Annotated in this window: 27 protein-coding genes; 13 read left to right on the top strand and 14 right to left on the bottom strand. The window is 60.8% G+C overall.

The genetic code is table 11. The annotated features are described in order from the left end of the window. Positions 1-24: 24 nt before the first annotated feature. The 3 genes from coaBC to SULPSESMR1_RS00295 form a co-directional block, all read right to left on the bottom strand. A complete protein-coding gene (gene coaBC / locus SULPSESMR1_RS00305) occupies positions 25-1,218 on the bottom strand; it encodes a bifunctional phosphopantothenoylcysteine decarboxylase/phosphopantothenate--cysteine ligase CoaBC (RefSeq protein ID WP_089419033.1) in 1,194 nt (397 codons plus the stop codon). Positions 1,219-1,294: 76 nt separating this feature from the next. Continuing rightward, positions 1,295-2,086: a ChaN family lipoprotein gene (locus tag SULPSESMR1_RS00300; protein ID WP_240311441.1), complete on the bottom strand. Its 792-nt coding sequence runs from the start codon at positions 2,084-2,086 to the stop codon at positions 1,295-1,297. Then, positions 2,083-2,961, bottom strand: a complete 879-nt coding sequence (locus SULPSESMR1_RS00295; RefSeq protein ID WP_089419032.1) for an RNA polymerase factor sigma-32 — start codon at positions 2,959-2,961, stop codon at positions 2,083-2,085. Before SULPSESMR1_RS00295 ends, SULPSESMR1_RS00300 begins: the two co-directional genes overlap by 4 nt. Before the next feature lie 101 nt (positions 2,962-3,062). Here SULPSESMR1_RS00295 and cobU point away from each other — a divergent pair, with 101 nt between their 5' ends. The 4 genes from cobU (at position 3,063) to SULPSESMR1_RS00275 (ending at position 6,534) form a co-directional block, all read left to right on the top strand. After that, positions 3,063-3,569 carry a bifunctional adenosylcobinamide kinase/adenosylcobinamide-phosphate guanylyltransferase gene (gene cobU, locus SULPSESMR1_RS00290; protein WP_250161462.1) on the top strand — a complete coding sequence of 169 codons (507 nt, stop codon included), beginning with the start codon at positions 3,063-3,065 and terminating at the stop codon, positions 3,567-3,569. Continuing rightward, entirely contained in the window at positions 3,566-4,144 is a 579-nt protein-coding gene (locus SULPSESMR1_RS00285; RefSeq protein WP_089419030.1) for a histidine phosphatase family protein, read from the top strand. The genes cobU and SULPSESMR1_RS00285 overlap by 4 nt, the downstream gene beginning before the upstream one ends. Before the next feature lie 60 nt (positions 4,145-4,204). Continuing rightward, positions 4,205-4,882 carry a glutathione S-transferase gene (locus SULPSESMR1_RS00280; protein ID WP_089419029.1) on the top strand — a complete coding sequence of 226 codons (678 nt, stop codon included), beginning with the start codon at positions 4,205-4,207 and terminating at the stop codon, positions 4,880-4,882. A 137-nt stretch (positions 4,883-5,019) separates the two neighbouring features. Further along, a complete protein-coding gene (locus SULPSESMR1_RS00275; RefSeq protein ID WP_089419028.1) occupies positions 5,020-6,534 on the top strand; it encodes a YifB family Mg chelatase-like AAA ATPase in 1,515 nt (504 codons plus the stop codon). Here the strand turns inward: SULPSESMR1_RS00275 and SULPSESMR1_RS00270 are convergent. Genes SULPSESMR1_RS00270 through rsmI form a run of 4 tightly spaced genes read right to left on the bottom strand, consistent with a single transcriptional unit; the run spans position 6,500 to position 9,754 of the window. Continuing rightward, complete coding sequence (locus SULPSESMR1_RS00270; RefSeq protein ID WP_240311442.1) at positions 6,500-7,414, bottom strand: alpha/beta hydrolase; 915 nt, start codon at positions 7,412-7,414, stop codon at positions 6,500-6,502. The genes SULPSESMR1_RS00275 and SULPSESMR1_RS00270 overlap by 35 nt on opposite strands. Beyond that, entirely contained in the window at positions 7,411-8,346 is a 936-nt protein-coding gene (gshB, locus tag SULPSESMR1_RS00265) for a glutathione synthase (protein ID WP_089419027.1), read from the bottom strand. The genes SULPSESMR1_RS00270 and gshB overlap by 4 nt, the downstream gene beginning before the upstream one ends. 60 nt (positions 8,347-8,406) lie before the next feature. Beyond that, positions 8,407-8,859 (bottom strand): YraN family protein, encoded by a 453-nt coding sequence (locus SULPSESMR1_RS00260; RefSeq protein WP_089419026.1) that lies wholly within the window; start codon positions 8,857-8,859, stop codon positions 8,407-8,409. A 28-nt stretch (positions 8,860-8,887) separates the two neighbouring features. Continuing rightward, entirely contained in the window at positions 8,888-9,754 is an 867-nt protein-coding gene (gene rsmI / locus SULPSESMR1_RS00255) for a 16S rRNA (cytidine(1402)-2'-O)-methyltransferase (RefSeq protein WP_089419025.1), read from the bottom strand. An 88-nt stretch (positions 9,755-9,842) separates the two neighbouring features. Between rsmI and SULPSESMR1_RS00250 the strand changes: the two genes are divergently transcribed. After that, entirely contained in the window at positions 9,843-11,024 is a 1,182-nt protein-coding gene (locus tag SULPSESMR1_RS00250; protein WP_089419024.1) for a penicillin-binding protein activator, read from the top strand. A 6-nt stretch (positions 11,025-11,030) separates the two neighbouring features. Beyond that, on the top strand, positions 11,031-13,802 hold the full coding sequence (locus tag SULPSESMR1_RS00245) for a [protein-PII] uridylyltransferase (RefSeq protein ID WP_089419023.1): 2,772 nt from the start codon (positions 11,031-11,033) through the stop codon (positions 13,800-13,802). 40 nt (positions 13,803-13,842) lie between these two features. On the opposite strand, the gene SULPSESMR1_RS00240 is transcribed toward SULPSESMR1_RS00245, so the two are convergent. Then, the gene (locus SULPSESMR1_RS00240) at positions 13,843-14,046 is read right to left on the bottom strand and encodes a hypothetical protein (protein ID WP_157728934.1); all 204 of its coding nucleotides are present in this window, start codon (positions 14,044-14,046) and stop codon (positions 13,843-13,845) included. A 12-nt stretch (positions 14,047-14,058) separates the two neighbouring features. Next, the gene (locus tag SULPSESMR1_RS00235; protein WP_089419021.1) at positions 14,059-15,228 is read right to left on the bottom strand and encodes a M20 aminoacylase family protein; all 1,170 of its coding nucleotides are present in this window, start codon (positions 15,226-15,228) and stop codon (positions 14,059-14,061) included. Between the two features lie 270 nt (positions 15,229-15,498). Between SULPSESMR1_RS00235 and murJ the strand changes: the two genes are divergently transcribed. Continuing rightward, entirely contained in the window at positions 15,499-17,043 is a 1,545-nt protein-coding gene (gene murJ / locus SULPSESMR1_RS00230) for a murein biosynthesis integral membrane protein MurJ (protein ID WP_089419020.1), read from the top strand. A 71-nt stretch (positions 17,044-17,114) separates the two neighbouring features. Here murJ and SULPSESMR1_RS00225 read toward each other — a convergent pair whose 3' ends face one another. Continuing rightward, entirely contained in the window at positions 17,115-17,795 is a 681-nt protein-coding gene (locus tag SULPSESMR1_RS00225; RefSeq protein ID WP_089419019.1) for a rhomboid family intramembrane serine protease, read from the bottom strand. Positions 17,796-17,868: 73 nt separating this feature from the next. Between SULPSESMR1_RS00225 and trpS the strand changes: the two genes are divergently transcribed. The 5 genes from trpS to SULPSESMR1_RS00200 all read left to right on the top strand — a co-directional run bounded on the left by trpS (position 17,869) and on the right by SULPSESMR1_RS00200 (position 22,119). Then, the gene (trpS, locus tag SULPSESMR1_RS00220) at positions 17,869-18,897 is read left to right on the top strand and encodes a tryptophan--tRNA ligase (protein WP_089419018.1); all 1,029 of its coding nucleotides are present in this window, start codon (positions 17,869-17,871) and stop codon (positions 18,895-18,897) included. 151 nt (positions 18,898-19,048) lie between these two features. Next, entirely contained in the window at positions 19,049-19,534 is a 486-nt protein-coding gene (locus SULPSESMR1_RS00215) for a VOC family protein (protein ID WP_089419017.1), read from the top strand. A 74-nt stretch (positions 19,535-19,608) separates the two neighbouring features. Beyond that, a complete protein-coding gene (locus tag SULPSESMR1_RS00210) occupies positions 19,609-20,715 on the top strand; it encodes a class II histone deacetylase (protein ID WP_089419016.1) in 1,107 nt (368 codons plus the stop codon). 88 nt (positions 20,716-20,803) lie between these two features. Then, positions 20,804-21,382: a nitroreductase family protein gene (locus SULPSESMR1_RS00205; RefSeq protein ID WP_089419015.1), complete on the top strand. Its 579-nt coding sequence runs from the start codon at positions 20,804-20,806 to the stop codon at positions 21,380-21,382. Further along, entirely contained in the window at positions 21,379-22,119 is a 741-nt protein-coding gene (locus SULPSESMR1_RS00200; RefSeq protein WP_089419014.1) for an EI24 domain-containing protein, read from the top strand. The genes SULPSESMR1_RS00205 and SULPSESMR1_RS00200 overlap by 4 nt, the downstream gene beginning before the upstream one ends. Here the strand turns inward: SULPSESMR1_RS00200 and SULPSESMR1_RS00195 are convergent. Further along, a complete protein-coding gene (locus SULPSESMR1_RS00195) occupies positions 22,049-22,345 on the bottom strand; it encodes a DUF1467 family protein (RefSeq protein WP_089419013.1) in 297 nt (98 codons plus the stop codon). The two genes, SULPSESMR1_RS00200 and SULPSESMR1_RS00195, sit on opposite strands and share 71 nt — an antisense overlap. Then, positions 22,345-22,749, bottom strand: a complete 405-nt coding sequence (gene mce, locus SULPSESMR1_RS00190) for a methylmalonyl-CoA epimerase (RefSeq protein WP_089419012.1) — start codon at positions 22,747-22,749, stop codon at positions 22,345-22,347. The genes SULPSESMR1_RS00195 and mce overlap by 1 nt, the downstream gene beginning before the upstream one ends. A 143-nt stretch (positions 22,750-22,892) precedes the next feature. Here mce and SULPSESMR1_RS00185 point away from each other — a divergent pair, with 143 nt between their 5' ends. After that, positions 22,893-23,612 (top strand): response regulator, encoded by a 720-nt coding sequence (locus SULPSESMR1_RS00185; protein WP_089419011.1) that lies wholly within the window; start codon positions 22,893-22,895, stop codon positions 23,610-23,612. 8 nt (positions 23,613-23,620) lie between these two features. Here the strand turns inward: SULPSESMR1_RS00185 and SULPSESMR1_RS00180 are convergent, their stop codons facing one another. Further along, the gene (locus tag SULPSESMR1_RS00180) at positions 23,621-24,346 is read right to left on the bottom strand and encodes a GNAT family N-acetyltransferase (protein ID WP_089419010.1); all 726 of its coding nucleotides are present in this window, start codon (positions 24,344-24,346) and stop codon (positions 23,621-23,623) included. A 51-nt stretch (positions 24,347-24,397) separates the two neighbouring features. After that, positions 24,398-25,600 carry a DUF1501 domain-containing protein gene (locus SULPSESMR1_RS00175; RefSeq protein WP_089419009.1) on the bottom strand — a complete coding sequence of 401 codons (1,203 nt, stop codon included), beginning with the start codon at positions 25,598-25,600 and terminating at the stop codon, positions 24,398-24,400. Between the last annotated feature and the right edge of the window lie 8 nt (positions 25,601-25,608).

Here is a 25,608-nt window from a genome sequence, read left to right as displayed (position 1 = left end):
ACTCCCGCCGGAGGCATTAAGGTATTAGTTCAAGGCAGCGGCAATCCGCCCCGCCAGTTGCTGTGCGACCGCATCCTTGCCCATGCGTGGCCAATCCTCGACGCCCCCATCCCAGATCAGATGAACGGCATTCTCGCTGCCCCCCATGATACCGGTTTCGGGCGACACATCGTTGGCCACAATCCAGTCGCATCCCTTGCGCTGAAGTTTGGCGGTGGCGTTTTCGATCACGTCATTGGTCTCGGCGGCAAAGCCCACTACCAGTCCAGGCCGCCCTGTGGTCATCTGCGACACGGTCGCCAGAATGTCGGGGTTTTCCACGAACTCCAGCTCTGGCATCCCGTCTTTGGTCTTTTTCAGCTTCCGGTCCGAAGCAGTCGCCACCCGCCAATCCGCCACAGCCGCCGCAAAGATTGCCGCATCACAGGGCAAGGCGGTCTGCACCGCCGCCAACATCTGCTGCGCAGTCTGAACCTTGATCACCTGCACACCCGCAGGCGGCGGCACATCTGCGGGGCCGGTGACAAAGACCACCTCGGCCCCCAGTGCTGCAAGAGCCACCCCCAGTGACGTGCCTTGTGCACCCGACGAGCGGTTGGCGATATAGCGCACCGGATCAATCGGCTCGTGCGTCGGCCCTGAGGTGACCAACACCCGTTTGCCCGCCAGCGGCCCGCCGCCCAGCGCGCCTTCAAGGGCTGCAACAATTTCTAACGGTTCCGCCATCCGCCCCGGTCCGAATTCGCCACAGGCCATATCACCGTCATTCGGTCCGATCACCGCAATGCCATCGCCGCGCAGCGTTGCCAGATTGCGACGGGTTGCGGGATGATCCCACATCCGCACATTCATCGCAGGAGCAACCATCACCGGCGTGTCCGTTGCCAACAGCAATGTCGAGGCAAGATCATTCGCCAGCCCCTGCGCCATCTTTGCCATCAAGTCCGCAGTGGCGGGTGCCACCAGCACCAGATCCGCCGAGCGCGACAGCTGGATATGGCCCATCTCGGCCTCGTCCGTCAGATCGAACAGATCGCGATACACCTTTGCGCCTGCCAGCGCAGAGACAGACAAGGGTGTGACAAATTCGGATCCCGCCTGTGTAAGCACCGGTGTGACCACCGCGCCCCGTTCGCGCAGACGCCGGATCAAGTCCAGCGATTTGAATGCCGCGATCCCGCCGCCGATAATCAAGAGAATTCGTTTGCCGTTCAGCATCCTGCGTCCCCGCTGCCGTAAATTTCAGCCAACCATAGGCCGCGTCTGCACATTCTGCCAGCCCGTAAGGACCGCGTTATTTGAACGCCGTGCATGGGTCGGGGCGCGTCTGCGCGGGTGCATCCCAAATCACGTCAAAACCACCGTCGGGCGCATTGCCGTCCTCGCCCTGACCAATGGCCCAAACTATCGCATCAGGCGCAACCCGCACCAGATAGCTTGGTACGCCCCAATCCTTGCGCGCGTGGCCATTGCCAGTGATTACAACCACCGGCCCGCCCGTGTCCGCCAACGCCTGCACCGCAGCCTGTGCCAACACCGCATCGCGCAACCGCTGGGCCTTGACCATTCCGGGCACGAGATCCTGGGGAAGTGCATTGCAATGAGCGGCGAATTGCAGCGCCTCTCGTGCGCGCTGTTCTGCGATGCTCAGATCGCGGTCCAGCCCATAGGCGGCAGCGGCGTCAAAAGCATCCTCCAAAGATCCCTTTACCACGCCAGAGACTACGTCGCGCGGCACAGCAGCGCCATAGGTTGCGGCATGGGGGGCAGCCGCAAAAACAGGGTGATACATGGCAAAATCAGGCCATCTCGCCTCGGCCCAGCCCAGCGTTTCGGCCATTCTTCCGACATCCTGCACCAACGCAGGCGTAACAAGCGCCGCTTGCACGGGTGTCAGCATTTCCCAGACAATCGCCTTGGGCTGCGCTTGCGCCACGACCAAAGCCTGCGCCGCGTGATGGATCGGATTATCATGCACCTCACCCACAATCATGATGTCAGCGCGTGGCACATCAGCAGCGTCAAAAGCAAAGGCCGCCCCGCAAAGGACGGCCCACGAAAGCAGTGCGGGAATCATATATCTCATACAAGAAAGTGATGCACCTCCCGGCTTTGGGTTTCCAGAGATTTCCGCATCTTGGCAAAGGCCGCAGCTTCAAGCTGGCGCACACGCTCTTTGCTCAGCGACAATTCCTGCCCCAAACTTTCCAGCGTGCGTACTTCGTCGCGTAACTTCCGTTCGCGCACGATGAACCGTTCACGCTCGTTCAGCGCATTCATCGCCAGTAGTAACCATTCACGCAATTGCGCTGTATCATGTTCATTCTCGACCAGTTCCGCCGCCTGTGCGCCATCATCTTCCAGCGCATCAATCCATTCGCGACCTTCGTCTTCAGAGGATTGTGTGGCGTTCAGCGAATAGTCAGCCCCGCCAAGCCTGCCTTCCATCATTTCAACATCACGCAGCGGCACGCCAATCTCGGTCGAGATCATCTGGCGCAGCTGATGCCGGTCCAGTGTTTCACCCGCCGAGGCGCTTTCGCGCTCCAACCGTGCCTGAACGCGGCGCATGTTGAAAAACAGCGACTTCTGCGAAGACGTAGACCCGGTGCGTACCATCGACCAGTTGCGCATGACATAGTCCTGAATCGAGGCTTTGATCCACCAGACCGCATAGGTCGAAAACCGCACCCCGCGATCGGGGTCAAACTTGTCCGCGGCTTTCATCAGTCCCAGACCTGCCTCTTGGATCAGGTCGTTCATCGGCGCACCATAGCGCTTGAACTTCGACGCCATCGAAATCGCTAGGCGCATATAGGCCGTAATCAGCCGGTGCAACGCAGCCTCGTCACGCTCGTCCCGCCAAGCATAGGCCAGTTTCAATTCAGTTTCCGCGTCCAGCAATTCAGCTTTCATCGCGATGCGGGACAGTGAAACTTCCCTTACGTTGTCCAGTGCCATAGTGACGTCTCCCCGATCGCTGCTTGTCATGCGGTGTTGACTTAATTACGCATCAGCACAGGGTTTGGTTCACTCCAAAGGTGAAAAATATGTTGCCTTCGATGACATTCGTTTTAGGTGGGGCTGCCTCTGGAAAATCCGTGTTTGCTGAAAATATAATAATTAACAGTGCGTTAACGCCTGTCTATCTGGCCACGGCGCGCGTCTGGGACGCCGAAATAAAAAAACGGGTACAGGTCCACCAAAACCGGCGCACATCCGTCTGGGCCAACTTCGAGGCAACGCATGATCTGGCACCTGTGCTGTCGGATCGCCACAAGGGCGAGGCCGTCTTGATCGACTGCGCGACGATGTGGCTGACGAACCACGTGATGGACGGCACCGATCTGGCACAGGCGCAGTCGGAACTGCTGCAAGCGCTGGCAGGCTGCCCAGCGCCCGTGGTGATCGTGTCCAACGAACTTGGCCAAGGGATTGTACCCGCTGACGCCGACACCCGCGCGTTCCGCGAGGCCCAAGGCAGGCTGAACATCACACTGGCCGCACATGCCGATACCGCGATTCAGGTGGTTGCGGGTCTGCCCAACGTCCTGAAAGGCGCACTATGACCACATGGCACTGGGTGCGGCATGGCCCGACCCACCAAAAAACCTTTGTCGGCTGGCGCGACGTCCCCGCCGATCTGTCCGACACCGCCCGGATTGAACGGGTGCAGGCATTTCTACCTGATGATGCTCTGGTGATCTCCTCCGACCTCATCCGCGCACACGACACGGCTGATGCGATCGCAGGCGGGCGCACCCGCTTGCGGTCCGACCCGATGCTGCGCGAATTCCACTTGGGCGCATGGGACAACTGGCATTTCACCCGCGTCAGCGATGCCTACCCCGACCTTAGCCGCGCCTATTGGGAATATCCGGGCGACATCCTGCCGCCCGGGGGTGAAAGCTGGAACATGGCCGCCGCCCGTGTTGCCACCGCCGTACGCCGGATCAGCGCGCAGCATCCCGCACAGCATATCATTGCCGTTGCACACATCGGGGTGATCCTGACACAGGTGCAGGCGGCGATGGGTTGGACTCCAAAGCAGGCACTTGCCCACAAAATCGACAACCTGTCGGTGACACGTATCGACGGACCGCTGGCCGCTTCACCCGTGCCGCTGCTCAATCACCTTGTGTGATGGATACCCCCACAAAACAGCGTTTTACCGCAGCCGGTTACCACGTCTAACATCCACGCTATGACATATGACCTATATATAGCTGACCGCACGTTTTCGAGCTGGTCCTTGCGCGGCTGGCTGATGCTCGAGAAATTCGGCCTGCCCTATCGCACCCACCTTGTCGGTCTCTACGCTGGCACCATGGCCGCTGACATGGCCCATCTGGCACCAGCGCGTCTGGTTCCGGCGCTGCAACTGCCCGACGGCACGGTCGTCGGTGAGAGCATGGCGATCGCCGAAACTCTGGCTGAACGGCATCCTGAAGCGGGACTGTGGCCCAAAGATGCCGCCGCCCGCGCCACCGCCCGGATGCTTTGCGCTGAAATGGCTGCGGGCTTCAGCGCGCTGCGCAGCGCCTGTCCGATGCAACTGCAACACGTCAACAAGGGCTTCCAACCCTCCGACCAAACGCGCGCCGATCTGGCACGGATCGAAGCCTTGTGGACCCACGCCCGCAGCTTTGCCATCGAAGGGCCATGGCTCTTCGGCGCCTACAGCCTTGCCGATGCCTTTTACGCCCCGGTGTGCGCCCGCATAACAGGCTATGACTTGCCGGTTTCGGACGCCGCCCGCGCCTACTGCGGCACCACTCTTGCCGACCCTGCCTTTCAGGCATGGCGGGCCGAAGGGCTGAAAGTAACCTACGACCCCTTCCCCTATGACATGGGCACCCCGACCGCAGAGTGGCCCGCATAACCGGCTTCACCCTTCTTTTGGCTTTATATATCCAAATTCCAACGCCGCCTCAGACGCATTCGCCGGTGACCCTTGTGCGTATTAACCATTCGTAAACGCCCAGCCTCTACCGATTAACCATATCGCAGAGGGTCAAAATGGTCGCACGCGCCTACACCGTGGCATTCCAAGGGGTCGAGGCCCGCTCCGTCGAGGTGCAATGCGCCCTGTCGCCGGGCCTGCCTGCCTTTGCCATCGTGGGCCTGCCGGACAAAGCGGTCTCGGAAGCCCGCGACCGCGTCCGTGCAGCACTTGGCGCGATGGCCATCGCCCTCCCCTCGCGCCGGATCACTATCAACCTGTCCCCCGCCGACCTGCCCAAGGAAGGCTCACATTTCGACCTTCCCATTGCATTGGCGCTGCTCGCGGCACTGGACATCATCCCCAAGGACACCGCCGAGGGTGTCGTGGCCTTGGGGGAATTGTCCCTTGATGGTACGCTTGTCCCCGTCATCGGAGCATTGCCCGCCGCTATGGCAGCAGCGACCGACAACCGCACGCTGCTCTGCCCTGCGGCCTCGGGTGCCGAAGCGGCATGGGTGTCCGCCACCAAGGTGATCGCCGCGCCCGATCTTGGCGCGGCTGTACGCCACTTCACCGGCCAATCGCTGATTGAGCCCAGCCTTCCCGGAGAAGTCACACCCGACGCCCCCCTGAAAGACATGCGCGACGTCAAAGGGCAGGAACGCGCCAAACGTGCGCTGGAAATCGCCGCTGCAGGGCGGCACCATCTGATACTGGTGGGCACGCCCGGATCGGGAAAATCCATGCTGGCGGCACGCCTGTCAGGTATCCTGCCACCGCTGACCCCCACCGAAGCACTTGAAACCTCGATGATCCACTCTCTTGCCGGTCTGCTTGACGCAGGCGGCATTTCCCGCGCGCGCCCGTTCCGAGAACCGCACCACACGGCGTCAATGGCCGCAATCATCGGCGGCGGTCGCAATGCAAAACCTGGCGAAGTATCACTGGCGCACAACGGCGTGCTCTTTATGGATGAATTTCCCGAATTTCCCCGCACCGTTCTGGAAACCCTGCGCCAGCCCATCGAAACCGGCGAGGTGATGATCGCCCGTGCCAATGCCCACGTTAAATATCCTTGCGCCTTTATGCTGGTGGCCGCCGCCAACCCCTGCAAATGCGGCTATCTGACCGATCCCGACCGTGCCTGCGCCCGCGTACCGACATGCGGCGAGGATTACATGGGCCGCATTTCCGGCCCGCTGATGGACCGCTTTGACCTGCGCGTCGATGTCCCGCCCGTGCGCTACACCGATCTGGACCTTCCCGCATCGGGCGAGACATCCGCACAAATTGCACTGCGGGTTCAAGCCGCCCGCGACATCCAGATTGCACGGTTCGAGGGGCGTGCCGACATGCGCTCGAACGCCGATGCCGAAGGTGAAATTCTTAAACAAATCGCAACCCCCGATGCCAAAGGCAGCGCCCTGCTCAGCCGCGTCGCAGAACGGTTTGCCCTGTCGGCCCGCGGCTATCACCGCGTGTTGCGCGTCTCGCGCACCATCGCGGATCTGGACGGATCACCAGATGTGTGCCACCGCCACGTTGCCGAAGCGGTCAGCTACCGCGTGCCTCAATCCATCGGCTCGTGATCCATCGGGCCAGATTGTTCAACGTCGTCCGCGCCTCGGGCAGGGTGTTGTGGAACATCGGCCAGACATGCGGCAGATCGTGGGCAATGTTCATCTGTACCGCCACACCCTGTGCTTTCATGCGCGGTACGATCCGACGCGTATCGTCCAGCAGGATTTCAGTGTCCCCCACAGTGATCCACACAGGCGGCGCACCTTTGAAGTCAGCAAACAGTGGGCTGGCCTGCGGGTCGGTGGCGCGCGCGCCTGCCAGATAGCGGTCCGCCAACTCTGTAACGCGACCGGCAGGCAGCATCACGTCACACTCCGCGTTCACCTGTATGCTGGCGCCCGAAAACGTAAGGTCCGTCAGCGGCGACAAGGCAAAAACACCTGCAGGCAAATCAGCGCCAGCATCAATCAGTCGCGCCAACAGCGCCAGAACCAGACCACCGCCGGCGCTGTCGCCTCCCATCACGATGTTCCCCGCCGGAACACCCGAAGCCAGCAGTGCATGATAGGCGTCTTCGGCGCGCTCTACGGCTGCGGGGAAGGGATGCTCTGGCGCAAGCGGATAGACTGGCAACACCGCGCGCGCGCACGCCGCCTTTGCCAAAACCGAGACCATCGCCGCATGGGTGCGCGGACTGCCAAAGATATAGGCCCCTCCGTGAAAGTAGAGCAAAACACGGTCATTTTCCGCGCCCGAAGGCTCTAGCCACAGCGCTTCGCCCTCACCCAGATCACGCCATTCCTGCGCCACGTCGCGCCGACCGTGAAAGAAAAAACGCGCGTTGCGTTCCAACCGGTTGCGCATGGCCCCATGCGTCGCAGCGTGGGCAAGACGCGGCTTTTCCAGCAAACGCAGCCAGCGGTTCAGCGCAATACGCTGCCAACTCACGCGCGCTTGGCCTCGATCGCCTCCCAGATTTTGGCGGCAATATTGACGCCGTCGAACCGTTCCAGTTCCTGAATGCCGGTGGGCGATGTCACGTTAATTTCCGTCAGATAATCGCCGATCACATCAATACCGACAAAAACCTGCCCCCGTTCTTTGAGCAATGGGCCGATGGCCGCACATATCTCAAGGTCGCGGTCGGTCAGGCCAACCTTTTCAGGCCGCCCGCCCACATGCATATTCGACCGCGTTTCCCCCTTGGCAGGCACGCGGTTGATTGCACCCACGCCGACCCCGTCCACCAGAATGACCCGCTTGTCGCCCTTGCTGACTGCTGGCAGAAACTTCTGAACAATCAAAGGCTCGCGGCTGAAACCGGTGAACAATTCGTGCAAGCTGCTGAGGTTGCGGTCGTTCTCGTCCAGCCGAAACACGCCAGCCCCGCCATTGCCGTAAAGCGGCTTGAGAATAACGTCGCCGTGCTTGGCCTTGAACGCTTTGATGGTGCCCAGATCGCGCGCAATCGTAGTGGGCGGGGTCAGTTGCGGGAAATCCAGAACCAGCAGTTTCTCAGGAAAGTTGCGCACCCAGAATGGATCGTTCACCACCAACGTGGTTTCTTTAAGCCGGTCCAACAAATGGGTCGACGTGATGTAGTGCATGTCAAAGGGCGGGTCTTGACGCAGCCAGACGACGTCAAACTCCGACAGATCAACTTCGCGCATCTCGCCCAGTTGCGCATGGTCCCCCTGCACACGTTGCACGGAAAAATCCTGCCCCAGCGCGGTGATGCGCCCCTCTTGATAGGCCAGATGGTCCGGCGTGTAGAAAAACAGCGAATGCCCTCGCGCCTGCGCCTCTTCGGCCAGCCGAAAGCTGCTGTCTGCGTTGATATTCACGTCCCTGATCGGGTCCATCTGAAAGGCGATCTTCATCGCGGCACCTCGCGTTGCTGAGATTCCTTGATGGATCAGCCACGCCCGAGGCGCAATGGGTCAGTCCAACCCAAAAGCGTTTTCTATGATCCGCGTTTCGCCCTGACCGTTCACCAATGCCACATCAAAACGCACTTCGGTCAGGCTGCCGCGCGGCATATGCCCAAGGTATTCTTCGGCAGCAGCATAGATGCGCCGCATTTGCGCTGCACTCAGGCGGGCAGCAGCGCGGTCGAATGTCTTGCTGTGTTTGACCTCGATAAAAACCAGCCCGTCACCATCCTGCGCGATAAGGTCGATTTCACCTTTTTTGCCACGCCAGCGTCGCTGCACGATGGGAAATCCCCGCCGTTCATAATCGGTGGAAATCCGGTCCTCGGCGGCAATACCCGCATGATAGGCCATCTCACCACGCGAACGTTTTCTGTCGGAGGCATGCGGCACCGTAACAACGGCAGAAGCATGTGCCGCGACAGCCGTTGACGGTGAAAATTCAAATGCCAACTGTTTCATACCGCCCCTCAGTATTCCATTCCGCCCTTCAGGATGAATCGTTGCCCTTGGGCAGGGACAGCGCCAGTTGGTACACTTTGCGACGGGGCGCGCCATGTGCCGCCGACACGGCGTCCACCGCATCGCGCATCGACATTTGCCCCAATGCTTCGATCAGGTCCGATTCAACGTCATCTTCCCTAATTTTCTCTAAACGGCGATCAATCAACACAACGATTTCGCCTTTCACCGAAGCATCCGCGTAGTATTCGGCCAGTTCGGCCAGCGTTCCACTGCGCACTTCCTCGAATTTCTTGGTCAGTTCCCGACACACGGCGGCCTGACGCTCCCCTCCCAGCACATCAGCGGCATCCGCCAGCATCGCAGCCAGCCGCTTGGGTGATTCGTAAAACACCAACGTGGCCTGCACATTGCCCCAACCCTCCAGCGCTGTGCGCCGTGCAGACTTGGTATTGTGCAGAAAACCGCCGAAAAGAAACGCATCTGTCGGCAATCCGCCGACCGCCAAAGCGGTCACCACAGCACTCGGGCCGGGCGCGCAATGCACAGGCGCACCCGCTGTGCGCGCCGCGCGGATCAGTTCGAATCCCGGATCGGCGATCAGTGGCATTCCTGCCTCGGATGCATAGGCCACAGACCCGCCCCCGGTCACGCGGGCCAGCAGTTGCGCGACCACCTTTGCTGCACTGTGGTCATGCAGCGTATGGATGTGCCGCCCGTCCAGTGGCACGCCGTGGATATCCATCAGCCGTCGCAGGCTGCGGGTGTCCTCGGCAGCCAGCACATCGGCGGACGCCAGCACATCAAGCGCCCGCAATGTGATGTCACGGGCCGTGCCGATCGGGACGCCGACAAGGTGGATGCCGGGCGGTAAGGAAACCTTTTGAAAATTCAACGCTGGACCCGCCTTTCGTGACCTCTATGATCTTCGCAAAATCAAGGTGGCCAATGTGCCGCCCAGACCCGAGGGAGTTCTCAGGACCATGTTCGCGTTTTTACAACCTGCCCGCAAGGCATTGCGCCTGCTGACACTGTCGCTTTTTGCACTGGCGCTTGCCGCTTGTGAACCGGTGATGATGGGGGGCATCAGCGGTGGTGGCCCCTCTGTTGACACATCAAAGCCTGTTCCGGTGGCACTTTTGGTGCCACGCGGTGGCTCTGACTCAGACAATTTGCTGGCGACCAGTCTGGAAAACGCCGCCCGTCTGGCAATGCGCGATCTGACAGGTGTGGCGATTGATCTGCGGGTCTATGCCACGGCAGGCAATGCCGCCACCGCCTCCAGTGTTGCCGCCCAAGCGGTGAACGACGGCGCCAAGATCATCATCGGCCCGCTTTATGCGGAAGCTGCCAACGCGGCAGGTGTCGCTGTGGCCGGTGCCGGTGTGAACGTGCTGGCCTTTTCCAACAACACCACCATCGCGGGCGGCAACGTCTTTGTGCTTGGGCCAACCTTCCAGACCACGGCTGACCGATTGGTCAGCTATGCGACCCGTCAGGGCAAATCGCGCATTGTCGTGGTCAGCGCGCAAGACGTGGCAGGCCAGTTGGGTCGCACTGCCATCCAGAATGCCATCGCCAACAGTGGCGGCACACTGGCCGGCGCAGTAGACTATCCGCTGTCGCAACAAGGCGTGATTGATGCCGTACCGCGCATCAAAGCAACAATGGACAGCACCGGAGCCGATGCAGTTTTCATGACCTCGTCCACGGCATCTGCCCTGCCCCTGCTGGCGCAATTGCTGCCCGAGGCAGGCATCCAGCCCACGGTCACGCAATACATCGGCCTGACGCGCTGGGATATTCCGTCACCCACGCTGTCGCTGCCCGGCCTGCAAGGCGGCTGGTTCGCCGTTCCCGATCCGGCGCGCAGCGCTGCCTTCCGTTCAAAATACGAGGCCGCTTACGGCAGTGCACCGCACCCTGTTGCAGGTCTGGGTTTTGACGGAATCGCCGCTGTTGGCGCGTTGGTTGCTAAGGGCCGGTCAAATGCATTGACCGGCGCGGCACTGACACAAGGTGCCGGTTTCCAGGGTGCTTCGGGTATTTTCCGCCTGCGCGCTGACGGCACAAACGACCGTGGTCTGGCGATCGCCACGATCCGCAACAATCAGGTCGTTGTGATCGACGCCGCACCGCAATCCTTTGGCGGCGCCGGATTCTGATACCAAATGCAAGACACACACCAGCTTGCACCTCTGGCGGTCGAGACAATCTGTCCGCCAGAGGAAATCTTTGATGCCGCTGCCTTTTCTTCGGCCCTGATCAAGGCACGGCAAAACGATGCTGCGCCGATGGACGTGCGAAACCAGATGGTCGCATGGCTGCAACAGGCGCAAAAACAGGGCCGGGCTGCCATCGCCGCCGCCTTTTCGCAACGCCCCTTTGCCGCGCGGGCCACGACGGCGGCCTATACCTATCTGACCGACCAGCTGGTCGAAGCGACGATGACACTGGCCACGCAAGTGATCCATCCCAATGTCTCGCCCACGGCGGGCGAGCGGCTGTCGCTGATCGCTGTCGGCGGCTATGGTCGTGGCGAGATGGCACCGTTTTCGGACGTCGATCTGCTGTTTCTGACGCCTTACAAGATCACCGCATGGGCCGAGAACGTAATCGAAACCATGTTGTACATCCTGTGGGATTTGCGCCTGAAGGTTGGTCATTCCTCGCGCACCGTCAAAGATTGCATCCGTCTGGGCCGTGAAGATTTTACCATCCGCACCGCCATGCTTGAGCACCGGTTTATCGGCGGCGACCTTGAACTGGCCGAGGCGCTGGATAAACGCCTGTGGGACGAGCTGTTTTCAGGCACTGCCCGCGACTTTGTCGAGGCCAAGCTGCACGAGCGGGACGAGCGTCACAAACGTCAGGGCCAACGTTATGTGGTCGAGCCGAACGTGAAAGAAGGCAAAGGCGGTCTGCGCGATTTGCAGTCCCTGTTCTGGATCGCAAAATACATTCACGGCGTGCATGACAGCGCCGATCTGGTGCCGCTGGGGGTCTTTACCGAAGATGAATTCGCCAGCTTTGCCGCCGCCGAAAGTTTCCTGTGGGCCGTGCGCTGCCATCTGCACCTGCTAACCGGTCGGCCCACCGAACAGCTGACTTTTGACATGCAGGTGCAAGTGGCCGAAGCGATGGGCTATGAGGACAAGGCAGGCCGCCGCGCCGTCGAGGTGTTTATGCAGGCCTATTTCCTGCATGCCACCGAAGTGGGTGATCTGACCCGCATCTTCCTGACCGGACTGGAGGCTGTGCACCTCAAGGCCGAGCCGCTGCTGGAACGCCTGCTGGGCCGCCGTCGCAAGATCAAATCCGGTTACGAGGTAATCCACAATCGCATCGCCATCATCGACGATGTCGCGTTTCTGGCTGATCCACTGAACATCCTGCGCCTGTTCGAAGAGGCGATGCGCACTGGCATGTTGATTCACCCCGACGCCATGCGACTGGTGAAATCGAACCTCAGGCTGATCGACGACACCATGCGCAACGCGCCCGAAGCCCAGCGCATCTTTCTGGACCTTCTGCTGAAACACGGCAATCCCGAACGAGCGCTGCGACGAATGAACGAACTGGGTGTTCTGGCGGCCTTTATCCCCGAATTCCAGCCCATCGTGGCGATGATGCAATTCAATATGTATCACTCCTACACCGTCGACGAACACATCATCCAGACCATCATGAGCCTGAGCGAGATCGAGAACGGTGATCTGGTCGAGGATCTGCCGGTGGCAACGTCGATCCTGAAAGCAGGGGTGAACAGGCGGGTTCTGTATGTGGCGCTGCTGCTGCACGACATCGGCAAAGGCCGCGAGGAAGACCATTCGATCCTTGGCGCCCAGATCGCCCGCAAGGTCGGGCCGCGTCTGGGCCTGAAGCCCGACGAGGTGGACACCGTTGAATGGCTGGTGCGCTACCATTTGCTGATGTCCGACATGGCGCAGAAACGCGACATTGCCGACCCGCGCACGGTGCGCGACTTTGCCAAGGCCGTGCGCACCGTCGAGCGGCTGGACCTATTGTGTGTGCTGACCGTCTGTGACATTCGCGGCGTCGGTCCCAGCACTTGGAACAACTGGAAAGCGGTATTGATCCGCGCGCTCTACCGTCAGACCCGCACTGCGCTGGAAGACGGCATGGAAGCGCTGAACCGCGAGAACCGGGGGGTCGAGGCCAAGAAAGCGCTGCGCGCGGCGCTTGCCAACTGGCCACGCAAGGATGTGCAGACCGAAACGGGCCGCCATTACGAACCTTATTGGCAGGGACTACACCAGACCGCCCACGTGGTTTTTGCCCACTTGCTGCGCGGTATCGGCGATGATGAGATTCGCATCGACCTGCACCCTGACGAGGATCGCGACGCCACTCGCGTCTGTTTCGTGATGCAGGACCATCCAGGCATTTTTGCACGGCTTGCCGGCGCTCTCGCGCTGGTGGGTGCCAACGTGGTCGACGCGCGCAGCTATACCACCAAGGACGGTTATGTGACCGATGCCTTCTGGATACAGGATTCAGACGACACGCCCTATGATGCCAGCCGCCTGCCCCGTCTGCGCAAGATGATCGAACGCACGCTGCACGGCGAGGTTGTCCCGCGCGAGGCGATGGTGGACCGCGACAAGGTCAAAAAGCGCGAAAAGGTCTTCCGTGTGCCGACCCACATCACCTTCGACAACGACGGATCAGAAATCTACACGATCATCGAAGTAGACACCCGCGACCGCCCCGGCCTGCTACACGATCTGGCCCGCACGCTGGCGGCGTCGAACGTCTATGTGGCCAATGCGGTCATCGCAACCTATGGCGAACAATGTGTCGATACCTTCTATGTGAAGGATATGTTCGGGCTGAAATACTACACGCCGAGCAAGCAAAAGACGCTGGAAAAACGGCTGCGGGCCGCAATCGTCGAAGGGGCGCAACGGGCCGAGGATTGATCAAAAGGCAGAGCCAGGCGGTCCTTACTGCGGTGAACCCTTATCTGTCCACGTTGATGTCCGCCACCGTCAGCCCCTGCCCCCCGATCATGCGGGCGACGGCAGTGTCACCAATCAACACGTCGGACCCGGTGGCGTCGTCAAGCACCCGAACCGAAATGACCCTCACATCCAGTGCCGTGCCCGGCCACGTTTTGAGCGCCAGATAATCTACACCCGGCTCGAAGTCGGTGATGACGGTCACCGGCAACTCGCGTCAGGTCGCGGCGAGGCTGTCGTGTACCAGATTCACCCACACATCCGCGCCGGGCACCAGCCCCGCATCGTTGAAATCATAACCGGACGCATGAAGCGGAAGACCATGAGCGCCCTTGGTGCCGTTGCCCATCAACAGAAAACACCCCGGACGGGCTATCGCCATATGGGCAAAGTCTTCCGAGAAGAGCTTTGGAAAACAGGCCGTATCGACATTGCCGGCACCCAACGCCACATTACCTGCACGGGCCACAGCGGCCACAGCCTCGGCATCGTTGATCGTGGGAGCAAAGATTGTTTCGTAGCCGACCTCGCCCGTGACATCATGTGCGTTACAGGTGCCTGCAACCAGTTCGCGCATCCGCGCTTCGATCATGGTGTTGGTGTCAGGCGACAGCGCGCGCGCGTCACCCTTGAGGATCGCACTCCCCGGCAGGACATTGCGCCCGCCGTCGGCGATGAATTCGGTGATTGAAACAACTCCATTTTGGGCCGGATCCAGCTTGCGTGAAACAATCATCTGCAACGCGGCCACGATCTGCGCGCCTACGACAATGGCGTCCACACCCAAATGCGGCAGGGCAGCATGGCCGCCCCGCGCGCGTATCCCGATCTCGAATAGTGCTTCGGATGCGGTCATCGGCCCGACCCGCGTCTCCAGATGCCCCGTGGCCAACCCCGGCATGTTGTGGATGGCAAAGACCTGATCCACCGCGAACCGCTCGAATAACCCGTCAGTGATCATCGCCTGCGCGCCTTGGCCATGCTCTTCGCAGGGCTGGAAAATGAACACCACGCGGCCATTGAACTGCCCGTGCGCTGCCAGATGTTTAGCTGCCCCCAACAGCATCGCCATATGCCCGTCGTGGCCACAGGCGTGCATCACTCCAGCTGTGCGGCTGGCATAGGCGGCACCTGTGGTCTCGCTGATGGGCAGCGCATCCATATCCGCACGCAAACCCACCGCGCGGGTGCCGTTGCCCCGCTGTAGCACGCCGATCACGCCAGTGTGCCCGACACCGCGATGCACCTCGAGTCCGAAGCTTTCCAGCAACTCTGCCACCCGCGCGGCGGTCCGCGTCTCGGCAAAACCAAGTTCCGGATTTGCATGAAACTCGTGCCGCCACGCGGTCATATCCCCGAGCAGATTGGCAGTGGTGATGTCTGGCATGAAGCTTCCTTTGATAAGTCTTTCCAACCATCAAAACCATCTGGCAACCAAACTCAAGTTTTCCCCTTTTATGTCTCGCCACAGGCAACAATGACACCGTAGCGACGCATTTATGCACAGCTGGACAGAGTGCGCGGTAAACTGCGCAAAAACTGCCGCACGCGCACGCCACAACTGCACAGCACGGTGTCACCGCTGTATGAGGCCCCTTGTCACGCACCCGTCTGACCCGCTAGGCCCTGATCAAGACCGCACCAGAAAGGCCTGCACTTGAAACCCATCCGTCTTATGTCCGGCTTTCTGACCGTAGGTTTCTGGACGCTGATGTCACGTATCCTCGGCTTTGCGCGCGAAATCCTGATCCTGTCACTGATCGGGCCGGGGCCAATGATGGACGCCTTTGTCGCCGCCTTCCGGCTGCCCAACATGTTCCGCCGTTTCTTTGCCGAAGGAGCGTTCAACGCGGCCTTCGTCCCGATGTTCTCGGCCAAACTTGAGGGCGACGATGATCCCCGCCGATTTGCCACTGATGCGCTGAACGGGTTGATGCTGGCGACACTGGCGCTGACGGCGCTGGCGCTGGTGTTCATGCCCGCGCTGGTCTGGGCCACGGCAGGTGGATTTGATGCGCAGCGGTTTGAGCTGACGGTGGGCTTTGGGCGTATTACGTTTCCGTATATCTTCTTCATGTCGCTGTCCGCGATGTTTTCGGGTGTACTGAACGCCACAGGCCGGTTTGCTGCCGCGGCCGCCGCCCCCGTATTGCTGAATATCTTTGTCATCATTGCGATGGTGGCCGCCAATCAACTAAGCGGCGAAGTGGTCGTCTGGCTGATCTACACCATCCCGCTGGCAGGCATCGCGCAACTGGCGCTGACATGGACCGCGGCCGCCCGCGCAGGCTTTGCGTTAAAGTTCGGCATGCCGCGCTGGACCCCCGACATGCGCCAGATGCTGATCGTCGCGGTGCCTGCGGCACTGGCCACCGGTGTGATGCAAGTCAATCTGGTGGTGGGTCAGGTCGTGGCCTCGCAATTCGATAATGCTGTCAGCTGGCTGTTTGCGGCGGACCGGCTTTACCAACTGCCGCTTGGTGTGGTGGGTATCGCGGTGGGCATCGTGCTGCTGCCCGACTTGTCGCGCCGGCTCAAGGCCCGCGACGACCAAGGCGCGCGCAATGCGCTGAGCCGTGCTGCCGAGATTTCGCTGGCGCTGACCATTCCGTCGGCCGTAGCGCTGATAGTGATCCCGCTGCCGCTGACCTCGGTAATGTTCGAGCGCGGCGCCACTGGCCCAGACGATGTGGCAGCCATTGCTGTGGCCGTCGCGATTTATGGCTTGGGATTGCCCGCATTTGTGATCCAGAAATTCCTGCAACCGCTTTACTTCGCCCGTTCGGACACCCGCAGCCCGTTTCGCTATGCAGTGTGGACGATGGTGGTAAACGCTGTACTCGCTGTTGGCCTTGCACCCGTCCTTGGCTGGATCGCCCCGGCCATCGCCACCACCGTCGCGGGTTGGGCGATGGTCCTGATGCTGCGCCAGGGCACCCGCCCGATGGGTGACGTCGCCCGCTTTGACGACCGCTTTCGCAAACGCATCTGGCGGATCATCCTGGCATCGGGCGTGATGGGCATCTGTCTGTGGATCGTGTCGCTGTCCCTGTCAGTGGCTCTTGGAACCGCCGGCCTGCGCTATATCGCGCTGGCGTTTCTAATCGCAGCCGGTGTCGTCAGCTACTTTGGCACAGGCCACCTGATCGGCGCGTTCAAACTCTCGGACTTCAAGCGTGCCACCAAACGCAAAACACGATAGCCCCCTTCATCTTTCCAGATAAACTCCGGGGGCGCGCCGCAAGGCGCGGGGGCAGAAGCCCCTGAATGACGTCAGCGGCGCTGGATCATTTCGCGCAGGCGCGCCCAGCCGCCCGGCACCACGACCAGCGACAGCGCAAAGCCGCAGAAAAATCCGGCCAATTCGGCAACCCATGCCACCCCCACTTCAAAGAACATGCCGAACAGCAGTTGCAGCCCCATCAGCACACCGATCAGCGAAAACGCCTGAAGCTGCTGCGCCCCCGTACCCGCCAGCCGCTGCCACATCAGGAACGTATAGGCCCCGATCAGCCCATACACCGCCGGAAACGCGCCGATCAACCACGGTGCATCTGTCACCAACCCGTAAACCACCGCCCCGAAGATCGCCGAGAAAAAGAACACGATGGCCACCGCCAGTTGCCCCATAACCTCGCCCACCAGCTTGCCCAGTGCTAGCAGGATCACACCGGCAAACAAAGTTCCCGCGAAACCACCATTCACAAAGGGATAGGTGACAAAGCGCAACAGGTGCTCCCAGGGGAAAATCCCGTTCGCCACCATCCAGTCGAACGCCACACCGGAAAATCCGTAGTCGCGCAGTGCGGCCAGCCTCCAGCCCACGGCACTTGGTCCGCCGACCATGCCCGCCGCCGCCAGAGACAGCACAGCCTCGACGCCAACGATCGCGGCGAACAGGGCCCAGACAACGGGCGGCAACGGGTTCACTGGGGGCTGCATGTCGGGGTTCATCGGTGGCTCTCCTTGACGGGACTTTGGCGCATGGGTAAGCCAGCCACGCACGAATGCCCAGAGGGGAACCCAAATGACTGACGCTCCTGCATCGCAATTCACGCCACGCGTGTTCTCCGGCATCCAGCCGTCGGGCGGATTGACGCTTGGCAACTATCTGGGGGCGCTCAAGCGGTTCTCGGAGATGCAGGATGAAGGCCGCGAATGCATCTACTGCATGGTCGATCTGCACGCGATCACTGTCTGGCAGGATCCTGACAAATTGCGCCATAACACGCGCGAGCTGGCAGCAGGATTTATCGCCTCGGGCGTCGATCCGGAAAAATCGATCCTGTTCAACCAGTCCGCCGTGCCCGAGCACGCGCAACTGGCGTGGATATTCAACACCGTGGCCCGCATGGGCTGGATGCAGCGCATGACGCAATGGAAGGACAAGGCCGGCAAGAATGCCGAAAAGGCCTCGCTGGGCCTGTTCGCCTACCCCGCACTGATGGCCGCCGATATTCTGGTCTATCACGCGACGCATGTGCCTGTGGGCGAAGACCAGAAACAGCATATCGAACTGACGCGCGACGTCGCGGCCAAGTTCAACCACGACTATGGCGTTGATTTCTTCCCGATGACCGAGCCGGTGATCGAAGGTGCCGCAACGCGCGTCATGTCCTTGCGCGACGGCTCAAAGAAGATGTCGAAATCGGACCCTTCGGACGCCAGCCGCATCAACTTGACGGACGACGCCGACACTATCGCCAAGAAGATCCGCAAGGCCAAGACCGATCCCGACGCCCTGCCATCCGAGGCAAAGGGGCTGGAAGACCGCCCCGAGGCACGCAATCTGGTCAACATCTATGCCGCCTTCACTAACCAGAGCGTCGATCAGGTGCTGGCCGAGGTTGGCGGCAAGCAGTTCGGTGAATTCAAACCGATGCTGGCCGATCTGGCCGTGGCCAAGCTGTCGCCGATCTCGACCGAGATGGCGCGGCTGCTAAACGACACCACCGAGATTGACCGCGTTCTGGCACGTGGCGCCGCGCAGGCCCGCGAGATCACCGTTCCGATCCTTAAGAAAACCTATGAGATTGTCGGGCTGGTCGGCGCCTGAGCCGCCTGTCACGACTGCGATACGAACAAAAGGCGGGTGCAACAGCATCCGCCCTTTGCGCATTTGTGCACCGACACTGCGCGCGCCGTGACCTTTTGTGCGCAAGCACTGCGCGCTATCTTCAGGTCAACCCATGTTTCAGGAGGCACCCATGCCCGGTAAAGTTCCCGCCGACACTCGCGTCGGTCATATTCACCTCAAAGTGTCCGATCTTGACCGCGCGATCAGCTTCTATGGTGATGTTCTCGGCTTTAGCGTGACACAGCGCTATGGGGCCGAAGCTGCGTTTCTGGCCGCAGGGGATTATCACCACCATATCGGCCTGAACACCTGGCATTCGAAGGGTGCAGGCCCTGCCCCGCAGCGTGCGCCGGGACTGTATCATTCGGCCTTCCTGTTTCCCGACCGCGCCAGCCTTGGCGCCGCGCTGCAACGTGTCGTGGATGCGGGCATCGCGCTGGACGGTGCGGCGGATCATGGCGTGTCCGAGGCGGTCTATCTGCGTGACCCTGATGGCAACGGCGTCGAGCTTTACCGTGACCGCGATCCTGCCGACTGGCCGCGTGACGCCGACGGGCAGTTGAAAATGGTCAACAGCCCGCTTGATGTTCACGCCCTGCTGGCCGAAGCCGTCTGAGACGTATTTTCTGCACGGCGGCATCGACAATCGCCCCTGTCTCGGCCACTTTGCGCCAAGATAGGAGACAGCTCATGACCACAGGATTTTTCTGGGACGAACGCAGCATGTGGCACGCGGGGGGCAACTATGCCTTTACGCTGCCCATCGGGGGTTTGGTGCAACCGATGGCCGCCGGTGGTCTGCCCGAAAGCCCCGAAACCAAGCGGCGGCTGGTGAACCTGATGAATGTCACCGGCCTGATGCGCGAAATGGACGTGCGCACCGCACCCGAAGCCACCACCGAAGACCTGCTGCGCGTTCACCCGAAAAACTATCTGGATACGTTCAAACAGATGTCCGACAACGGCGGCGGCGAACTGGGCCTGCGCGTTCCGTTTGCCCGTGGCGGTTATGAACTGGCGGCGCTGTCGGCGGGCCTCTCGATTGCAGCCGTTGATGCCGTACTGACCGGAAACGTGCAGAACGCCTATGCGCTCAGCCGTCCGCCCGGACACCACTGTCTGCCCGACTTTCCGAACGGCTTTTGCCTGATGGCCAACATCGCCATCGCCATCGAAGCCGCCAAAGCAAAAGGGCTGATAGGTCGCGTGGCCGTGCTGGATTGGGACGTTCATCACGGCAATGGCACCGAGGCGATTTTCTATGACCGCGACGACGTGCTGACGATCTCGTTCCACCAAGAGGGTAACTATCCGCTGGACACTGGCGCACTGGCCGACCGTGGCAAAGGTGCCGGGACCGGCTATAACATCAACCTGCCACTGCCTGCGGGCGCGGGCCACACCGCCTATCTGCACGCGATGGACCACGTGGCCGTCCCTGCGATCCGCGACTTTGCGCCTGACATCATTATCATCGCCTGCGGCTACGATGCCTCGGCGGTCGATCCTCTGGCGCGGATGCTGGCGACTGCCGACACCTATCGCCAGATGACACTGAAGATCAAAAACCTTGCCGCAGAGCTGTGCGACGGGAAACTGGTGCTGGTTCACGAGGGTGGCTATTCCGAGGCCTATGTGCCCTTCTGCGCCCACGCCGCAGTCGAGGCGTTGTCAGGCAGTGACATCGTTGCTGCCGACCCCTTTGGTCAGACCTTTATCAGCAGGCAACCCGGCGAACGCCTTGACGCATTTCTGATCGGTGAAATCGACCGTATGGCGAAGGAGCTGGCCTTGTAAGTTACTGCCTGCAACGTGGCCTTGCCCCTTGACGTCGTGGCCAGCAATGACGACATGCAAACAGACCCAATGTAAAAGAACGTAACATATGCCTGAAACTGATCACGCCGCCCTGAATTTCCTGCTATCGCGCCGCAGCCGCCCGGCCAAGACGCTGGCCATGCCCGTGCCAGACCGCACCGCACTGGAGCAAATCCTGACCGCAGCCGCGCGCACGCCTGATCATGGCAAGCTTGAACCGTGGCGGTTTATCGTGATCGAAAAGGCTGCGATGCCACGCCTGGCCGATCTGGCCGGAACCCGGGGCAAGGTGCTGGGGCTGGACGACGAACAGGTCGAAAAGGGCCGCAGCCAGTTCGACATGGGCCATCTGGCAATCGCCGTGATCGAGGTCCATGTCCCGTCGCCAAATATCCCGCCGCTGGAACAGACCTATTCCGCTGGCGCTGTCTGCCTGTCGCTGCTGAACGCGGCACTGGCTGCGGGCTGGGGCGCCAACTGGCTGTCAGGATGGCCCAGCCATGACCGCGTGTTCATGCAAGAAGCCTTTGGTCTGAAAGACAACGAACGCATCGCGGGCCTGATCCACGTCGGCACCGAAACCAGCGCCCCGCCCGACCGGCCACGCCCTGATATTGCCGCCAAAACCACATGGTTGTCAGAATGATTTTCGCATCGTTCTTTGCTGCCTTGGGCCAAATCGGCGATCCGCGCTTTCGGCGGGTTCTATTGCTGGGCGTCGTTTTGACCATCGCACTGCTGGTGGCCTTTACCACCGGACTGGTCTGGCTGATTGATGCGCTGACCGCCGACAGCGTCGATGCCCCGATTGTGGGCGAAATCACATGGCTGGATGACATTCTAAGCTGGGGCTCGGTGTTTTTGATGCTGGTGCTGTCGGTGTTCTTGATGGTGCCTGTGGCCTCTGCCATCACGTCGATGTTTCTCGACGAGGTGGCCCAAGCGGTCGAGGATGAGCATTATCCCAACCTGCCCCCCGCCATCAACGTGCCCTTTGGCGATGCGGTGCGCGATACCGTGAACTTTCTGGGCGTGTTGATCGGCGCCAACCTTTTGGCGATCATCGTCTATGTGATCCTGACGCTGATGCTGATGCCTTTTCTGACACCCTTGGTGTTCTGGGCGCTGAACGGGTTTCTGTTGGGCCGTGAATATTTCACATTGGCCGCCATGCGCCGGGTCGGGCGCGAACAGGCGCGTGTGCTGCGCAGCCAGCACCGCATGACCATCTTTTTCGCAGGCTTCCTGATGGCTATTCCGCTGTCAGTGCCGCTGGTGAACCTGCTGATCCCTATTCTGGGCGCCGCAACCTTTACCCATTTGTTCCATCGGTTGCAGATGGCGGGCCCATCCGGTCGAACCAGTCAATATCGCGCAAACTGATCACGCCCGACAGGATGATCCCCGCGACGATGGCCCAGATCACCACTGCCAAACCGGTGGTGATCCACGCCTTCTTTTTGAGGTTATGGACCTCGGGCGCACCGGCATGCGTGCCGGGCACGATCTCACCCATATCCCCTTGGGTTTGCACCCGGATCGGTAATACGATCAGAAAAGTCATGAACCAGATCACGGCAAACAGAACGATGGCTGATGTAATTCCCATCAGACTTGCTCAAGTTCTGTCAGCGTGCCGTTCATGTCCTTGGGATGCAAAAAGATCACCGGCTTGCCATGTGCGCCGATCTTTGGTTCTCCGTCACCCAGCACCCGCAGGCCGCTGGCCTTGAGGTGATCACGCGCGGCGATGATGTCATCGACTTCGTAGCAGACATGATGAATGCCACCCGATGGGTTCTTGTCCAGAAACCCCTGAATTGGGCTGTTTTCTCCCAATGGGTACAGCAATTCGATTTTGGTATTGGGCAGTTCGATAAAAACCACGGTCACCCCGTGGTCGGGTTCGTCCTGCGGAGCGCCGACTTTGGCACCCAGCGCGCTTCGGTATTGCTCCGAAGCCGCCTCCAGGTCCGGCACGGCGATGGCAACGTGGTTGAGGCGTCCGATCATGGTCAAATCTCCGGTTAGATGTTGGTGCTGTTATGCGCAGCTTGGGAATGGGGTGCAAGGGACGCACCGCCGCAGGGAGAGCGTTAACGCCCTGTTAGGTACGACGCGCTAGCGTCAGAATCACAATCAGAGGGATCGCGGACATGGACGATATCGACCCATTCAAACCCCATATGCCTGTGCCCACGTCAGCGCGCCCCTTGCTGGGGCTAACTGTTCTGGCAGTCGAAGACAGCCGCTTTGCCTGCGAGGCGCTGCGCCTGCTGTGTTTGCGAAGCGGGGCGCGCATCCGGCGCGCCGACAGCCTGCGCGCTGCACGGCGACACCTGCAAGTTTACCGCCCGACAGTTGTGATCATCGACCTTGGCTTGCCGGATGGCAACGGCATCGATCTGATCGAAGACCTTGTGGCCGCGATCCCGCGACCCGATGTGATCATTGGCACATCGGGCGACAACTATGGCAAAACAGCTGCGATGGACGCCGGTGCAGACGGCTTTTTCGACAAGCCGATCACTTCGCTGGGCGTCTTCCAAAGCAAAATCCTGTCACTTCTGCCCGCAGACCGCCGCCCCGATGGCCCTCGCCGCATTTCGATGGAAGAAGTACAGCCCGACCCCATCGCCTTTCAGGACGATATGGCGCACGTGGCCGACGTTCTGGAAGACCGCAACGACGACCGCACGCTGGACTATGTGGCACAGTTTCTCTCTGGCGTCGCGCGCAGTGCCAAAGACGGACCGTTGCAACAGGCCGCAGAAGCCCTCGCGCAAAAACGCGCGGCAGGTCAGCCAGCGATGTCAGAGACGGCGATACTGGCAGGATTGGTACACGACCGTATGACCCACCGTATGGCGATATGAATGGCCGGCTAGAGTGTGGGGTCGCTGTTCACACGAACAAGGTCTGTCAGATCGGACAAGCGTTCAATCTGATGACCCTCTTGGTCGAAATTCGACGGATCAAGCCAGACGCGAAACGCCTCCTTCAACGCAGGCCATTCCTTATCAATCGCGGCAAACCACGCCGTGTCACGATTACGCCCCTTGTAGACAGTCGCCTGACGAAATACGCCCTCGAAACTCAGACCCAGCCGTTGCCCCGCGCGCCGTGACGGCACGTTCAACGCATCGCATTTCCATTCGAACCGCCGATACCCCGCCTCAAACGCCCATTTGATCGTGAGAAACAAGGCCTCGGTTGCCACAGGCGTGCGCTGAAGCGCAGGCGAAAAGTTGATGTGACCCACTTCGATTGACCCCGCCGCAGGGTCAATGCGCAACAGACTAAGAACACCGTCAAAATGGCCGGTTTCCAGATTGCGCACGGCAAAGAAAACCGGATCGCGTTGACCTGCTACACTGTGCACCCACCGATGATACTGCGCCGACGATGAAAACGGCCCATAAGGCAGGTAATCCCAAACCTGATCCTCACCCTCATAGGCACGAAACAACAGGGCCGCGTGTTTGTCCGCATTCAACGGCTCCAAAGCCGCATAGCGCCCTGTCATCAACACCCCTTCGGGAGTCGGAGGAGGCGTCCAGTCGGGAACCGGTGCGCCGAATTGCGGGCTGTCTGAAGATCGTGTGTTCATACCCCGATTCTATAGGCGGATCACAGCTTGTCGCCAAGCGGATTTAGCCCCTTACAAAACGATGCCGGGATTGCTGCCCATATCGAGGCCGGGAAAGATCACACGTTCCAGCGCCGATTGATCCAGACCTGTCATCGCCTGCATGATCCACGCCGCATGCGCCCGCACATCGCGGGTGGGCAGCAAGTCACGACCTTCGTACAGATCGGACGTATCCAGCCCCGGCCAATCACCATAAACCTTGCCGCCGCGGATCGCGCCACCCGCCATCACCATCAGCCCGCCGGTCCCGTGATCGGTGCCCTTTGTGCCGTTCTCGCGGGCCGTGCGGCCAAATTCGGTCATCGCGACGATGGCGGTTTTCTTCCAGACAGGGCCGGTCAGTTCTTGTTTGAGGTACACCAGCGTATCAGCCAGTTCACCCAAGGCAGCCTTCAGGCCGCGTTCCTGAAAGCGGTGCGTGTCCCAACCGTTCAGCGAGAACGACGCCACCCGCGCATCCTCGCGCAGGCGTTTGGCGGCGAACTCCGCGATTTTCAGATGCTGGCCACCCATGCGGTTATTTTGCATGTCGCGGGTCATGTTGCTCGACATCGACGGTGTATCCATCGCCGACAAAAGCGCAGCTTCGGCCAATGCCGCGTGCATCGCCGGATCGCTTTCCGAGATTATCCCAAGCAAGCGTTCCGCCTGCGGACTCAAGCTCAGCGTTGCCTCGGGGGCCCAGTTTGCCACCGGTGCTTTGCCCTTGAGAATCGGCATCTCGCCCGCGCCGATGGCATAGGCGGTGTCGGCCTTGACCCCCGGCACCTCTTGCAGCATCCGGTTCAGCCAACCGTCACGCACGCCACCCTGCAAGGTGTCGGTGCCCGCTTCAAGCACGTCCTGCCCGTCGAAATGGCTGCGTTTGTCGCGGTAGGGCGTGCTGACAGCATGGGCAAAGCCAAGCTCGCCAGCCTTCCACATGGGGGCCAACGCACCCAAAGCGGGGTGCAGTGAAAAGAACCCGTCCAGATCCAAAGCCCCGTTCTGCGGCCCGCCTGCAAGGCTGCTGCGCAGGCCTGCGTAATTCGGATCGCCATAGGGTTGGACCGCGTCCAACCCGTCCATCGCCCCGCGCAGGATAATGACGATCAACCGCGTGTCCCAAGGTGCTGCGGCAAATGTAACCGGCGTCAGCAACGGGCTGGCCGCCAGCGAACAACCCAGAACCGCCGAGCGGGTCAGGAAAAAGCGACGTGAAAGTTCGGTCATTGCGGCGA

This window comes from Pseudosulfitobacter pseudonitzschiae (genome assembly GCF_002222635.1).
GTDB classification, from domain to species: Bacteria; Pseudomonadota; Alphaproteobacteria; order Rhodobacterales; family Rhodobacteraceae; genus Pseudosulfitobacter; species Pseudosulfitobacter pseudonitzschiae_A.
This window is presented reverse-complemented; position numbering and strand designations above follow the sequence as displayed.

Bases quoted from the DNA above. Each gene is read 5' to 3' on its own strand.
- mce (WP_089419012.1), bottom strand. From the start codon at position 22,749: ATGATCGGACGCCTCAACCACGTTGCCATCGCCGTGCCGGACCTGGAG.
- trpS (WP_089419018.1), top strand. From the start codon at position 17,869: ATGACTGACGCTCCTGCATCGCAATTCACGCCACGCGTGTTCTCCGGC.
- SULPSESMR1_RS00180 (WP_089419010.1), bottom strand. From the start codon at position 24,346: ATGAACACACGATCTTCAGACAGCCCGCAATTCGGCGCACCGGTTCCC.
- SULPSESMR1_RS00215 (WP_089419017.1), top strand. From the start codon at position 19,049: ATGCCCGGTAAAGTTCCCGCCGACACTCGCGTCGGTCATATTCACCTC.
- SULPSESMR1_RS00205 (WP_089419015.1), top strand. From the start codon at position 20,804: ATGCCTGAAACTGATCACGCCGCCCTGAATTTCCTGCTATCGCGCCGC.
- SULPSESMR1_RS00280 (WP_089419029.1), top strand. From the start codon at position 4,205: ATGACATATGACCTATATATAGCTGACCGCACGTTTTCGAGCTGGTCC.
- SULPSESMR1_RS00225 (WP_089419019.1), bottom strand. From the start codon at position 17,795: ATGAACCCCGACATGCAGCCCCCAGTGAACCCGTTGCCGCCCGTTGTC.
- SULPSESMR1_RS00185 (WP_089419011.1), top strand. From the start codon at position 22,893: ATGGACGATATCGACCCATTCAAACCCCATATGCCTGTGCCCACGTCA.
- SULPSESMR1_RS00285 (WP_089419030.1), top strand. From the start codon at position 3,566: ATGACCACATGGCACTGGGTGCGGCATGGCCCGACCCACCAAAAAACC.
- SULPSESMR1_RS00235 (WP_089419021.1), bottom strand. From the start codon at position 15,228: ATGCCAGACATCACCACTGCCAATCTGCTCGGGGATATGACCGCGTGG.
- SULPSESMR1_RS00250 (WP_089419024.1), top strand. From the start codon at position 9,843: ATGTTCGCGTTTTTACAACCTGCCCGCAAGGCATTGCGCCTGCTGACA.
- SULPSESMR1_RS00175 (WP_089419009.1), bottom strand. From the start codon at position 25,600: ATGACCGAACTTTCACGTCGCTTTTTCCTGACCCGCTCGGCGGTTCTG.
- SULPSESMR1_RS00200 (WP_089419014.1), top strand. From the start codon at position 21,379: ATGATTTTCGCATCGTTCTTTGCTGCCTTGGGCCAAATCGGCGATCCG.
- SULPSESMR1_RS00260 (WP_089419026.1), bottom strand. From the start codon at position 8,859: ATGAAACAGTTGGCATTTGAATTTTCACCGTCAACGGCTGTCGCGGCA.
- coaBC (WP_089419033.1), bottom strand. From the start codon at position 1,218: ATGCTGAACGGCAAACGAATTCTCTTGATTATCGGCGGCGGGATCGCG.
- gshB (WP_089419027.1), bottom strand. From the start codon at position 8,346: ATGAAGATCGCCTTTCAGATGGACCCGATCAGGGACGTGAATATCAAC.
- cobU (WP_250161462.1), top strand. From the start codon at position 3,063: ATGACATTCGTTTTAGGTGGGGCTGCCTCTGGAAAATCCGTGTTTGCT.
- SULPSESMR1_RS00300 (WP_240311441.1), bottom strand. From the start codon at position 2,086: ATGAGATATATGATTCCCGCACTGCTTTCGTGGGCCGTCCTTTGCGGG.
- SULPSESMR1_RS00275 (WP_089419028.1), top strand. From the start codon at position 5,020: ATGGTCGCACGCGCCTACACCGTGGCATTCCAAGGGGTCGAGGCCCGC.
- SULPSESMR1_RS00245 (WP_089419023.1), top strand. From the start codon at position 11,031: ATGCAAGACACACACCAGCTTGCACCTCTGGCGGTCGAGACAATCTGT.
- SULPSESMR1_RS00210 (WP_089419016.1), top strand. From the start codon at position 19,609: ATGACCACAGGATTTTTCTGGGACGAACGCAGCATGTGGCACGCGGGG.
- SULPSESMR1_RS00195 (WP_089419013.1), bottom strand. From the start codon at position 22,345: ATGGGAATTACATCAGCCATCGTTCTGTTTGCCGTGATCTGGTTCATG.
- SULPSESMR1_RS00295 (WP_089419032.1), bottom strand. From the start codon at position 2,961: ATGGCACTGGACAACGTAAGGGAAGTTTCACTGTCCCGCATCGCGATG.